13 protein-coding genes are annotated in these 12,085 nt (G+C 40.4%); 4 read left to right on the top strand and 9 right to left on the bottom strand.

What is annotated here, in order from left to right; translation table 11 throughout:
- Window positions 1-32: 32 nt before the first annotated feature.
- The 4 genes from IE199_RS19240 to rsmI form a co-directional block, all read right to left on the bottom strand.
- Complete coding sequence (locus IE199_RS19240) at window positions 33-2,504, bottom strand: tetratricopeptide repeat protein (RefSeq protein ID WP_189773934.1); 2,472 nt, start codon at window positions 2,502-2,504, stop codon at window positions 33-35.
- Between the two features lie 32 nt (window positions 2,505-2,536).
- On the bottom strand, window positions 2,537-3,322 hold the full coding sequence (locus IE199_RS19235) for an SH3 domain-containing protein (RefSeq protein WP_189773932.1): 786 nt from the start codon (window positions 3,320-3,322) through the stop codon (window positions 2,537-2,539).
- Window positions 3,323-3,451: 129 nt separating this feature from the next.
- Entirely contained in the window at window positions 3,452-3,859 is a 408-nt protein-coding gene (locus IE199_RS19230) for a hypothetical protein (RefSeq protein WP_189773930.1), read from the bottom strand.
- A gap of 74 nt (window positions 3,860-3,933) precedes the next feature.
- A complete protein-coding gene (gene rsmI, locus IE199_RS19225; protein ID WP_189773928.1) occupies window positions 3,934-4,782 on the bottom strand; it encodes a 16S rRNA (cytidine(1402)-2'-O)-methyltransferase in 849 nt (282 codons plus the stop codon).
- Between the two features lie 88 nt (window positions 4,783-4,870).
- Between rsmI and IE199_RS19220 the strand changes: the two genes are divergently transcribed.
- From IE199_RS19220 to dolP, 4 genes are read left to right on the top strand one after another with little or no spacing between them, the layout of a single operon-like run.
- Window positions 4,871-6,718: a penicillin-binding protein activator gene (locus tag IE199_RS19220; RefSeq protein ID WP_189773926.1), complete on the top strand. Its 1,848-nt coding sequence runs from the start codon at window positions 4,871-4,873 to the stop codon at window positions 6,716-6,718.
- Window positions 6,705-7,088: a YraN family protein gene (locus IE199_RS19215; RefSeq protein WP_229854848.1), complete on the top strand. Its 384-nt coding sequence runs from the start codon at window positions 6,705-6,707 to the stop codon at window positions 7,086-7,088. The genes IE199_RS19220 and IE199_RS19215 overlap by 14 nt, the downstream gene beginning before the upstream one ends.
- 25 nt (window positions 7,089-7,113) lie before the next feature.
- Window positions 7,114-7,704, top strand: coding sequence for a phosphoheptose isomerase (locus tag IE199_RS19210; protein WP_189773924.1), 591 nt, complete (start codon window positions 7,114-7,116; stop codon window positions 7,702-7,704).
- A gap of 2 nt (window positions 7,705-7,706) precedes the next feature.
- Entirely contained in the window at window positions 7,707-8,285 is a 579-nt protein-coding gene (gene dolP / locus IE199_RS19205; RefSeq protein WP_189773921.1) for a division/outer membrane stress-associated lipid-binding lipoprotein, read from the top strand.
- A 47-nt stretch (window positions 8,286-8,332) separates the two neighbouring features.
- Here the strand turns inward: dolP and IE199_RS19200 are convergent, their stop codons facing one another.
- The 5 genes from IE199_RS19200 to petA form a co-directional block, all read right to left on the bottom strand.
- Entirely contained in the window at window positions 8,333-8,773 is a 441-nt protein-coding gene (locus IE199_RS19200) for a ClpXP protease specificity-enhancing factor (RefSeq protein ID WP_229854845.1), read from the bottom strand.
- A complete protein-coding gene (sspA, locus tag IE199_RS19195) occupies window positions 8,773-9,414 on the bottom strand; it encodes a stringent starvation protein SspA (protein WP_189773919.1) in 642 nt (213 codons plus the stop codon). The genes IE199_RS19200 and sspA overlap by 1 nt, the downstream gene beginning before the upstream one ends.
- Before the next feature lie 80 nt (window positions 9,415-9,494).
- Window positions 9,495-10,193 carry a cytochrome c1 gene (locus IE199_RS19190; protein WP_189773917.1) on the bottom strand — a complete coding sequence of 233 codons (699 nt, stop codon included), beginning with the start codon at window positions 10,191-10,193 and terminating at the stop codon, window positions 9,495-9,497.
- On the bottom strand, window positions 10,193-11,455 hold the full coding sequence (locus IE199_RS19185; protein ID WP_189773915.1) for a cytochrome b: 1,263 nt from the start codon (window positions 11,453-11,455) through the stop codon (window positions 10,193-10,195). Before IE199_RS19185 ends, IE199_RS19190 begins: the two co-directional genes overlap by 1 nt.
- The gene (gene petA, locus IE199_RS19180) at window positions 11,455-12,045 is read right to left on the bottom strand and encodes a ubiquinol-cytochrome c reductase iron-sulfur subunit (protein WP_189773913.1); all 591 of its coding nucleotides are present in this window, start codon (window positions 12,043-12,045) and stop codon (window positions 11,455-11,457) included. Before petA ends, IE199_RS19185 begins: the two co-directional genes overlap by 1 nt.
- Window positions 12,046-12,085 lie beyond the last annotated feature (40 nt).

Genomic DNA, 12,085 nt, shown 5'->3' with positions numbered 1-12,085 from the left:
AGGAGTAGCCCGCTACTCCTTTTTAAATAACGCTAATCTTTAACTTGCTGCCAACTACCATTTTTTAATCGGCGAAAATTACCAAAGGTGTAATAAACCTCACTGTTACAACTGGCTTGCATTGCAGATGACATTAAATTGGTAAACAACTGAAAAGCACCACCATAACCAGACGACATAGCACATTGCATCACTGGCTTATATTCACACGACATATCTGTGGCACTAGTTTGAAAGCACTCTTTAATTTTTGCTCCAACTACCTTAGTACTAGCAGAAACTCCCATGAAATCGGCACTTTTACCTTTATTGCTTAAAGCGTTCAATACTTGTTGCTCTGACGGTGGGGCAATATCACGAAAAAATTCAATGCCATCAGGGTTTAATGTTTTCACCATATCATTGCCTGGTTGATACCCCATTTTTCCTGCCTTGGCGAACATCTCTAGTGCGTCGACAAAGCCATTGTTGTCATCCGCGATGCTCAACAAGTGTTGTGCCTGAAAATAAATAGCAGCAGGGTATTTCTGAGCATATGCTAATTTGATATAGTCTTGTGCAGCGTCAAGTTCGCCATTAAACATTAGTATTCTTGCTAGCTGATACTGTTGCCTAGCGTCATCTGGTGCATTTTCAACTGCCGCTATACAGGCGTCAAAAGCTCTATCTAAAGTCTTAACTTCTATATTCTCATCATCAAAATCAATACCTCTTACTAAAGCTTTAGGGTCATCTCTATCTCCCGCTAATTTATCACATTCTCGAATACCTTTTTCATCTGGTTCGCCTGAAGGTGGTGCTAAAGTTAACGAAGTAAACAACGCCTGCCACTCTTTTTCTGTATAACTCATAGCTTTGTCTTCAACTACCAGCTGTTCAATAACTATGGTTTGATCGTAAAATGATTCTTTAGCTTTAAAAATTAAATGAAAGGTATCACCTTCAGCGGATTGAATAACCAAAGAGTATTTGCCTGGTGACCACTCCCATGAAAAGTCTTTTACAATATGACCATGTACATATAGGTCACATGAAAGCTCCAGTAAATTAAGTTGTTTGCTGCCAACTAAAATGGTTTTTTTGAAATCTAATGACCAAGCCCCAGCATCATTTAACATATTTTTACACAGAGGTAATTTTTGTTGCTCAAGCTTTTCCTCCACCGCCACTTGATACGCCTTATATTCGATAAAGTCTTCGCTTAACTGAGCAAACAGGCGGGCTTTAGCAATCAACATTTCAGTGACTTCATGTTCCGTAGGTAATGCAACTAGCCACGCTTTAAAGCTAGGTAAACCATCTAACAATAATGTTTTTGCACGGGCAGTTGTAAATGCCAGTATGGCCTGTTGCTGCTTAACAAAGCCTGCACGTTCAAAATTTTCAGCTACTTGATATCCAAGAACCAAAGCCGCCTCCAACTCTTGATAATCAAAAGCCTCATTGACGATATCAATTTGAGCTTGCTGTTGAATCTCAGTTGCACGTTTATCCACCTCGCCGACAAGCTCCAGGGATAGCTGGTGTATAGCAGACTTTGTTTTTGGAAAACTCACTAATGAAGAATCATTAGGTAGGCCGAGTAAGTAATATGCAGAGGACTCTAAATCCGCAAGTGTTGCTTGTTCCATAGTACTTAATAAATAGTTTACTTCACCAATGACCAAGTTGCTCAGCTGCAAGTCTAAATACTCAGTAAACTCACTCTTGTTAAAATGTTGGTCTAATTGAATGGCGCTAACAATTACTTGAGTAAAGGTTTTGTCTTTATCTGTTATTGGTTCGATTTGCGCCATCCAATAATAATCCTTTAAGTATGGGGCTTCTTCATTGATTATTTCCCTATAGCCTTTTGCTGCATTTTCATCAAAGTAATGGATTAAGCTGACAATATCTTGATAATGTTTATCGGCATTTTCATAGCTACCCAGCGGTTTATCTGGAAAGAGAATGTATTGACGAAATTGTTCTGGTGAAATCGCCACTGCATTTAACATTCTCAGTAACTCTTTCTCATAAATATCGTATTGGTAGGTTCCTTTTATTCCTGGTAAATGGATATAGCGCTGTAGCTCTGAATACATAACCCCAGCATAAAACCAATCAGGCTCAAGGTTAGCAAATAGCATCGCCAAACCTTCGAGAGGAGCAGGATAAGATATCGCTTGCCATCTGCTGCCTTTTAGAGCTTCGGCCTTATATATCTCGATATTTTGCGTTTTTCCGATTAGGTTGATGTGACTAACTTGCTTACATTCAAAGCTTAAGATCATCCGAGCTTGCCGGAGCAACTTCTCAACTCGCTCAATATTATGATCAAAGTAGTCAGCGGTATCTGTGTGTGCCGTCACGGTAATAGGCTTTCCACATTGATAGCCATTTTCTAAAACTAATCTAGCGTCTTGATTTGACGATAATTCACGTTCAGCCGCAAAACTGTTATCCAGAATTAAAAGGCTGTTTAATATGATAACGCTAAAAAGAGTAATACACTTTGATCGCATAGTTTCCCACCTCTAGCATGACATCGCGCAGATTACACTTTAGCCTGCCAGCCATTGGGTCCCTGACAAGCCTCCATTTGTTCAGAATGAACTGTGCCATCAGCCAAAGTTATGGACTGCTCAATTTTTCTGCACACACTTTGTGCTGCAACTTGTGTTTCTTCAACGTCACTGTCATTAAATTCTGTGGTGTCTTCAATAAAGCTACCTTCTGGCGCTTTTTTTATTAGTGAGTGAAAAACAAAACCACTCCCAACTCCACCCTCACTGATCATGTACCAGGATTTGCCTTTTACTTTGCCAATAACTTCTACCATTTGATTGACATTAATTTGTTTAACCGTTTGATAATCCGTACTGGGCCCCCCCCTGACATTACCATTTTTAGTGGCCTGATATATTTCTCCGATCATTTCTAACGGTGGGACTTGCTCAACGCGTTTTTTTAACACTTTGACAGTTTGTGGCTTAGATTGAACACTAGAACTCAACACCTTTGTGCTTCCCTTGGTGTTATTCTCTGGGTTTTCCCAAGAATGTGTCGTGCCTTGCTCCAAAGACTTTTGTGTGGTTTTTGCCATCGACACTTGATCTTCTTCACTGAGGTATTTTGCCAATTTTTTACCAAGTAAATTACCAACAAATGCACCACCAACTAAACATAATGCTCGGTATTCTTTATAACCTTTTTTGTTGCAAAAATAGTTTGCCCCTACGGCACCAACGCCAGTTGATACTGCTTCTATTGTCGATTGACAACCAGACAGGGTCAAAGATAAAAATACAGGAGTGATGATAAGAGGAGCTTTTCTACGCATGTTTGATCCTTCAATTTCATTATTGTAATGTTGAAATAATAACAAACTGCGTAATTGTCCTCTCCAGTTTATAGCTAGTATAAAAAAACTACAATAGCATTGAAAATTTGAATTAATGAGTTATAACGGTTAATACCGCTGAATTTGCTCTTCTAGCCACGCAATAGCTTCTTTTGAATGTTCAAAAAAGGCGATGTTTTGTCGTTGAAGCTCTGGTGTTCTATTGATAATAATATCTTTTAAAGCTATTGAGCTTAATATGAATGCCTTAGCAATGATAGCTTGTTCATTTAACCAAGCATTATAATCGTTTAACGCGTCGTATGCTTCAGGCGTACCACCTTCTACCTGTATATCATTCACCAACATGGCAAATGATTTTCCCTCAAACGACATGATTTCATCTTTAACCGCTTGCGCATACGCCTTTATCGCGGCGCAATTGAAGCTGCCCTGTAGTTTGACAAAAATGATTTGTCCTTGGCATGACACCTCAAACTGTCCATGTGCGATGTCACTGTCAAAAGTCTTTTGCATATCATTTACAACGTCATTTATTGGTCAACCAGTATAACTGTATTATCAGCGAAGTAAACTTGATGACAATCAAGTTACTTGTAGCTTAACGCTAGCTCATACAAGGCTTTTTTATTTAACCCGTATATTTCAGCGGTTATTGCACATGCCTTTTTAGGTGGCAATTCGTTTAAAAGCAGTTTTAAGGTATTTTCAACTTCTGGCGTCAGTTGTCCTTCTTTTTCAGGTGCACCTTCAATAATTAACACCATTTCACCCTTGAGTTGATTAGGGTCTTGTGAAAGCCAAGCTAAAATACTAGATGCTGTATCGCTATAAATAGTTTCAAATGTTTTGGTTAATTCCCTAGCGATAACAATAGTCCTTTCGCCGCCAAGCACTTCAACAATATCTTGCACTGTGTCAATCGCCCTGCGAGGCGCGTCATAGAACACCATAGTACGAGCTTCATTAGCCAGACTCGATAATATCGCTTTTCTAGCGCCGGTTTTTGATGGTAAAAACCCTTCAAAACTGAACCTGTCTGTTGGCAAGCCAGCAGCACTTAGTGCTGATATTGCAGCACATGCACCCGGAATTGGTGAAACATTGAAGCCGTGTTCACGACAAAACCTAACAATATGAAAACCAGGGTCACTAATTAGCGGCGTACCTGCATCTGAGACCAAAGCAACATTTTTACCCGAGGATAACAACTTAGCGATATATTCTTGTTTTTGCCTTTCATTGTGATCATGTAAGGAAAACGTTTTATTGGTAATTGAGAATGCACTGAGCAACTTCTTGGTATGACGTGTATCTTCACAGGCAATGATATCGACTTGCGTTAAGGTATCGATTGCACGTTGACTGATATCACCTAGGTTTCCTATCGGTGTGGCGACAATATAAAGGGTTCCAGAGTCCGTAGAAGTTATATTCATCGAGATTGTTCTGTTGAGCAAAGGGTCATAGGCGTTTATTATAAAGCAATGTATGCGTGAATGATTCAATTAATAACAGGTTTTCTTTGTGAATTATCAAGGCTTTTTAACATCTTCTGTTCGTTATTTTTGTGCAGTGACCATAATAGTCACGCTAGCTAGCTGTTCTAGTAGCCCGAAAAAAGTAACCAATAAAACCTATAGCAAACAACCAAGTGTGGTAGATAGTTCATCAGCACAAACCGCAGATGATTATTTAGCATTAGCGCAACAAGCATCGCCCAATGAAAGCGTTGCCTTAATACTAAAAGCGATTCCATTACTGGTAACACAAGGTGAACACAAAAAAGCGTTATGGTTGGCACGACAAAGCAAAGTTTTAACAGAGCACACCGACGAACAATATCAATTGAGTATTTTCATTGCTGAAAGCTTACTCCACTTGCAGCTTTATCAAGAAGCATACAATGCCTTAGTAAAAAGCCAAGATTATCTGCCTAGCAAGGGGAAAAATTCTGCAGCTTATTATCATGTTTTATCTGACGTGCAATCAGCCAGAGGGCTGAGTATAGAAGCGCTTAATGCGCAGTTACATGCACTCAACTTTGCACCCAAAACAGATTATATAGCTCAAGCGTCTAACGTTTGGCAGTTATTAAACCAATTATCTCAATGGGAAATTGACGAACTAGAAGCGTTGAAACCTCCCTATTTTAACGGTTGGAAGCAATTACTTAATTTTGCTCATCGATTTGGCCATCAACCAGATACGTTTATGCGCTACCTAGCACAATGGCAACGCGAATTTTCAGCGCATCCCGCCAATGTTATTCTCGGACAATTAACAACAATTAATAACAATGCAGAACAACAAGAGCAAAATATTGCTGTTTTATTGCCTTTATCAGGCCAACGACGAACCGCGGGTGAAGCTGCTCAACAGGGTATTTTGTCTGCTTACGGTGCAAACAGTGATACAACGCTGCATTTTATCGATACCAATACATTAGATTTCACCATGCTAGCCAATCAATTGAGCGAACTTAATGTCGACAAAGTGATTGGCCCACTACTTAAACCTAACGTCGACGCTTATATAGCTGACCCAACATTATACTGGCCAACACTGTTACTTAATTTACCCACTCAAGGGCAGTTACAAACACACCATATGGTGTTGTCGATGAACCCAGAAGATGAGGCAGTTCAAGCGGCGACTACTTTAAGTAAACATAACTATTTATCGCCAATCGTGTTTGCCCAATCTGATGCAATTAGTCAACGCATCGCGGATACCTTTAGTAAACACTGGCTGCTCAATACAGGTCGAATTCCAGAAGTTATTCATTTTGAAGATGCCAGTAAAATCACTGATAAGCTAAAAGACACTCTTGAATTGGATTTAAGTGAGAAGCGTATTGCCGAAATTGATCAACGTATTAGACAAAAACTAAAAACAGAAGCACGCAATCGACTAGACATCGACATGATATACATCATAGCGTCTCCAATGGAAACTCGATTATTAAAACCATATATCGACGTGAATATTTCACCGTTTGCCCATGCAATTCCTGTTTATGCCAGCTCAAGAAGCCATAGTGACGATTCAGATAAAAGTGATAACCGAGATTTAACCGGGTTAACTTTTACAGAAATGCCTTGGCTATTAAAAAGTAAGCAACAAAACCAAGCGCTCAAAGCACTAAATGCTCAAATATGGCCTCAACGTGGAGACAGTTTGGAGCGTATATTTGCTATGGGTTACGACAGTGTTTCGCTAATCAGAAAGTTTGATATGTTCAAGCAATACCCCTATATCAGACACTATGGACAAACTGGCATACTAAAACTAGACAACAACGGCGTATTAACTCGCAGCTTGTTATGGGGCAGTTATCAAAGGGACAAGGTAGAAGAAATTGCAATGGATTAATTCAGAAAAGGGTGTAACCAATACGACAAGTACAGGTAATTACTGGGAAGGTTATGCCGAAAATTATCTTTACCAACAAGGACTAACTAAGGTGGCAACAAACTTTCGTTCCAAGGTTGGCGAAATAGATCTGATCATGAAAGATCAAGATACCACCGTTTTTATAGAAGTAAAATTTAGGAAAAATGCTCACTTTGGTGGCGCAATTTCCGCAGTCAGCATATCTAAACAACAGAAAATTGCTAAAACTGCAGCATTTTTTCTGCAACAACAGGGGTTAAACGCATATAATACCGCCTGTCGATTTGATATCGTCGCCATCGAAGGCGAAAGTAACCCTGAAATTATATGGCTGAAAAACGCCTTTTGACTCGAATGACGGAGCCAATTTACCCATGTTAGAACGCATTAAAAGCAATTTCACCGAAAGCATTCAAACCAAAATCGCGGCAAGCGAAGCATTAGCAAGCCCTATTGAGCAAGCGTCTTTGATCATGGTGCAAGCATTATTAAACGGCAACAAAATACTATCTTGTGGTAATGGTGGATCAGCTGGTGATGCTCAGCATTTTTCAGCCGAATTATTAAACCGTTACGAAACTGAACGTCCTAGTTTACCTGCCATTGCATTAACGACAGATACGTCAACACTAACCTCGATCGCCAATGATTACCATTATGACGAAGTGTTTTCTAAGCAAGTAAGAGCACTGGGTAATGCCGGAGACGTTTTATTAGCGATTTCAACAAGTGGTAATTCTAGCAACGTGATTAAAGCCATCGAAGCTGCCGTTGCACGTGATATGCCTATCATTGCGTTAACCGGTAAAGATGGTGGTGATATTGCAGGTTTGCTGGGTGAAAACGATGTTGAAATTCGCGTACCTTCGGCACGCACAGCTCGAATTCAAGAAGTTCACCTTGTTGTTATTCACTGTTTGTGTGACATTATAGATTCAACCTTGTTCCCGCAAACCGAGAGTTAAGCATGCATAAGAAATCTGCGAAATTTTTGCTGGTTGCTGCCAGTGTCGCCCTACTACAGGGTTGCGTAGCTGCTGCTGTTGTTGGCGTTGTTGGTGGTGCCACTGTTGCCAATGATAATCGCAGCTTAGGTAAGCAAATTGATGACCATACCATTGAGTTTACTGCACACGCGAGACTTGCCGAGGCAGAAGGATTAACTAAAAATGCCAATTTACAAGTAGTTAGCGTAAACGCTAAAGTGTTAATTGTAGGGCAAGCGCCAAATACTTATTTAAAAGACTTAGCAATTAAAACGCTAAATCAAGTAGATGGCGTAGAGTTTATCCACGACCAAATTCGCGTTAGTAACACCACATCACTGACGACACGTTCAAATGATGTTTGGTTAACCTCTAAGGTAAAAACAGCTTTATTTGCCAGCGATAATCTTGATGCAACCAACATTAAAGTAGTCACGGAAAATGGCGAAGTCTTTTTGATGGGATTAATCACTGCCCCAGAAGCAGCTCAAGCGATAGAAATTGCACGCCATGTTGGTGGTGTAAATCGAGTTTTCAAGATGTTTGAAATCATCCAATAAAGTTGCTTAATTCAACGTATAAAAAATCCACCAGAAGGTGGATTTTTTTATTTCACAACTTTTAAACTCGCCCTGCCTTTTGGCCTAGGCGGGTTAGGTTCATCATCATCACCGTTATTACTATCAACCGAAGTTAATGGCTGCGGTGCCTGCTCCTGCTCAGGTGGGTGTTCAATGGCCAATGATGTACCTGCACCATTTTCTTTGGCGTAAATCGCCGATATGGCGCCATATGGCACAACTAAGTGTTCTAACTTACCACCAAATCGAGCAGTAAATTGAATTTCACTACCTTCTAAAGCAATAGAGCCTACTGCCTCTGGTGCAATATTTAAAACAATCTGCCCATCATTAACAAAAGCCAATGGAACCATTACACCATAAACACTAACATCTACAGCGATGTATGGCGTTAAGCCGTTATCACATATCCAGTCGTAAAAAGCCCTAACGATGTAGGGCTTGGTAGACGTCATCTCTGTCGGCATTATACAGAGGCACCAAAGCGTAATTCACGCTCGGCTTCAGTTAAAGATGCTTGGAAAGAATCACGCTCAAACAATTTCAGCATGTATGATTTCATTTCCTTAGCACCGTTACCTGTTAGTTCAATGCCTAATACAGGTAAACGCCATAATAGTGGTGCCAAGTAACAATCGACTAAACTAAACTCTTCACTCATAAAGTAAGGTGCTTCATTTAAGATTGGTGCTACGCTTAATAAGCTTTCAGTTAATTCTTTACGTGCTTTTTCAGCTTCTTCCGCTGAACCACTCATAATCGTTTTTGCTAAACTGTACCAGTCTTGCTCAATGCGGTGCATCATTAAACGACTGCGACCACGAGATACAGGATAAACTGGCATTAACGGTGGATGCGGAAATCTCTCATCTAGGTATTCAATGATAATTGACGCTTCATATAGAGCTAATTCACGGTCAATTAATGTTGGAACCGTACCGTAAGGGTTTAGGTCCAATAAATCTTCTGGCAAATTCGCCATATCAACTAAGTGAATATCTACACCAACGCCTTTCTCTGCTAATACGATGCGAGTTTGATGGCTGTACATATCATCAGCATGAGAATAAAGATTCATGACAGAGCGTTTGTTTGCAGCTACGGCCATTTTGCCTCCAAAAGTAATTTATAATAACTAACAAAGGGGGCCTTAGCCCCCAATAGATTCTATTACCGAGATTTGTACAATTAGTGTACGTCTCTCCAGTATTCTTTCTTAAGCAAGTATGAGAACACTAATAAGATTAGTAAGAAACCAATCACATAGTAACCCATTTGCTCACGCTCAAGTTTATTCGGCTCGCCTACATACTCTAAAAAGTTAGTTAGGTCGCGAATATACTCGTCGTATTCTTCTGGTGACATTTGACCACCAGTAGCTGGCGTTAATTCACCATGCTCGTCAATCGTTTGTAAACCTTGTAAGCCTTGTAACACGTGAGGCATACCAACGTCTTTAAACACCTTGTTGTTTACACCAAATGGACGTTCTGGATCTTGGTAGAAAGAACGCATATAAGTGTAAATGTAGTCAGGGCTTTTCAAACGAGCAATTAACGTTAAATCTGGTGGCGCAGTACCAAACCACGCTGCCGCATCTTTTTTCGGCATTGCGTTTTGGATGTGGTCACCAACATTTTTACCCGTAGGCATGTACTTTTCTTTGCCTTCTTCGTCACTAATACCTAAATCACGAAACGTACGATTGTAACGTTGGTACTGTAATGAATGACAACCTAAACAGTTTTGTAAGTAAGCTTCAAAGCCTCTTTTTAAAGATTCTTTATCACTTAAATCATTATTCGCTTTATCAAGCGGCATCGTAGGCCCAGCAGCAAACGCTAGAAAAGGCACACATGCTAAAATCGTTACGATTAACTTTCTCATTATCCTGTTACCCTCTCTGGAACTGGCTTAGTTTTCTCACCTTTACTGTAGAACCACAAGGCGACGAAGAATCCGAAATAACCAAAGGTAGCAATAACACCAATAAGGTTATTCAAGTCAGTTGCAGGTTTAGTACCTAAAATACCCAAAATGACAAAACAGATAGCAAATTGTGTAATGTTAAGTAGGTGTAACTTACTACGATAACGAATTGAACGAACTGTACCGCGATCAAACCATGGTAACGCAAATAACATACCGATAGCGGCAAACATTAATAGCGCGCCCATTAACTTATCAGGAACAACACGCAGGATAGTATAAAACGGTCCGAAGTACCAAACTGGTGCGATGTGTTCAGGTGTTTTCAAACCATTTGCAGGTTCGAAGTTTGGCGCTTCAATGAAGTAACCACCACCTTCTGGAGCAAAGAACATTACCCAGCTAAAACCAATTAAGAAGATCACAACTGCGACTAAATCTTTCACCGTGTAGTATGGGTGGAAAGGAATCGCGTCTACAATATCGTATTTCTTAGTGTATTGTTTGTGGAAAGTAAATTTGCTTTGCTCTTCAGGAGGTACACTGCCTTTTGGCTTTTTAATGTCAGTACCGTCTGGGTTATTTGAACCAACTTCGTGAAGTGCAATGATGTGTAAAAATACAAGAACACACAATACTAATGGTAAAGCAATTACGTGAAGTGCGAAGAATCTGTTCAACGTAGCACCAGAGATAACGTAGTCACCTTTGATCCAAATAGTAAGTTCTTCACCAACAACAGGAATCGCACCAAATAATCCGATGATTACCTGTGCCCCCCAGTATGACATGTTACCCCAAGGTAGTAGGTAACCCATGAAAGCTTCAGCCATTAATACTAAGTAAATTAGCATACCGAAGATCCACAGTAATTCACGTGGCTTTTGATATGAGCCGTAGATTAAACCACGGAACATGTGAAGATAAACAACAACGAAGAATGCTGAAGCACCTGTTGAATGCATGTAACGTAGCAACCAACCGTAGTCAACGTCACGCATGATGTATTCAATTGAAGCAAATGCACCATCACCTGATGGTTCATAGTTCATCGTTAACCAGATACCGGTCAAGATTTGGTTAACAAGTACTACTGTTGCCAAAATACCGAAAACGTACCAAAAGTTGAAGTTTTTCGGTGCAGGATATTGAATCGCATGCTTGTTCATGGCATCCATGAATGGCAAACGTTTTTCGATCCACGCCATAAAGTTTTCCATTACGCTTCTCCTTGACCAACACCGATCAATAAGGTGTCTGCAGTTGGGAATGAATGCTCAGGAACGACCAAGTTCAAAGGCGCTGGAACACCTTGGAATACACGACCAGCCATATCAAACTTTGAACCGTGACATGGACAGAAGAAACCGTTCTTTGTACCTTCAACTTTCTCTTCAAAATCGCCTTTATGGTATGTTGGAGCACAACCTAAGTGAGTACAAACACCTAACGCCACCATAAACTCTGGCTTAATTGAGCGATGACGATTTGTCGCATAGTCAGGTTGCTGAGGCTCTTGAGACTCAGGGTCACGAAGTTGATCTTCATGGCCAGCTAACTCTTCAATAATCGCGTCAGTACGACGTATAACATAGACAGGTTTACCACGCCATTCAGCACGGATTAACTGACCAGGTTCAATTTTGCTAACATTGACTTCAACCGGCGCCCCAGCGGCTTTCGCTCGCTCACTTGGGTTCCAGGAGCCAATGAAAGGCACAGCCACACCGACCGCACCGACACCACCCACTACCGAAGTAGCAGCAGTTAAAAAGCGTCGACGGCCGTTATTCACAGGCGCATTGCTCATTCAACATCTCCAAATTTTGGTTTATGTAGTTTAAAGATTG

Source organism: Thalassotalea marina (assembly GCF_014656435.1).
In the GTDB taxonomy this organism is placed as follows: domain Bacteria; phylum Pseudomonadota; class Gammaproteobacteria; order Enterobacterales; family Alteromonadaceae; genus Thalassotalea_C; species Thalassotalea_C marina.
Note: the sequence above shows the minus strand (reverse complement) of the source record. Positions and strands in the feature narration are given on the sequence as shown.

Coding starts and splice junctions, on each gene's coding strand:
- IE199_RS19240 (WP_189773934.1), bottom strand. CDS start 2,504: ATGCGATCAAAGTGTATTACTCTTTTTAGCGTTATCATATTAAACAGC.
- IE199_RS19235 (WP_189773932.1), bottom strand. CDS start 3,322: ATGCGTAGAAAAGCTCCTCTTATCATCACTCCTGTATTTTTATCTTTG.
- IE199_RS19230 (WP_189773930.1), bottom strand. CDS start 3,859: ATGCAAAAGACTTTTGACAGTGACATCGCACATGGACAGTTTGAGGTG.
- rsmI (WP_189773928.1), bottom strand. CDS start 4,782: ATGAATATAACTTCTACGGACTCTGGAACCCTTTATATTGTCGCCACA.
- IE199_RS19210 (WP_189773924.1), top strand. CDS start 7,114: ATGTTAGAACGCATTAAAAGCAATTTCACCGAAAGCATTCAAACCAAA.
- dolP (WP_189773921.1), top strand. CDS start 7,707: ATGCATAAGAAATCTGCGAAATTTTTGCTGGTTGCTGCCAGTGTCGCC.
- IE199_RS19200 (WP_229854845.1), bottom strand. CDS start 8,773: ATGCCGACAGAGATGACGTCTACCAAGCCCTACATCGTTAGGGCTTTT.
- sspA (WP_189773919.1), bottom strand. CDS start 9,414: ATGGCCGTAGCTGCAAACAAACGCTCTGTCATGAATCTTTATTCTCAT.
- IE199_RS19190 (WP_189773917.1), bottom strand. CDS start 10,193: ATGAGAAAGTTAATCGTAACGATTTTAGCATGTGTGCCTTTTCTAGCG.
- IE199_RS19185 (WP_189773915.1), bottom strand. CDS start 11,455: ATGGAAAACTTTATGGCGTGGATCGAAAAACGTTTGCCATTCATGGAT.
- petA (WP_189773913.1), bottom strand. CDS start 12,045: ATGAGCAATGCGCCTGTGAATAACGGCCGTCGACGCTTTTTAACTGCT.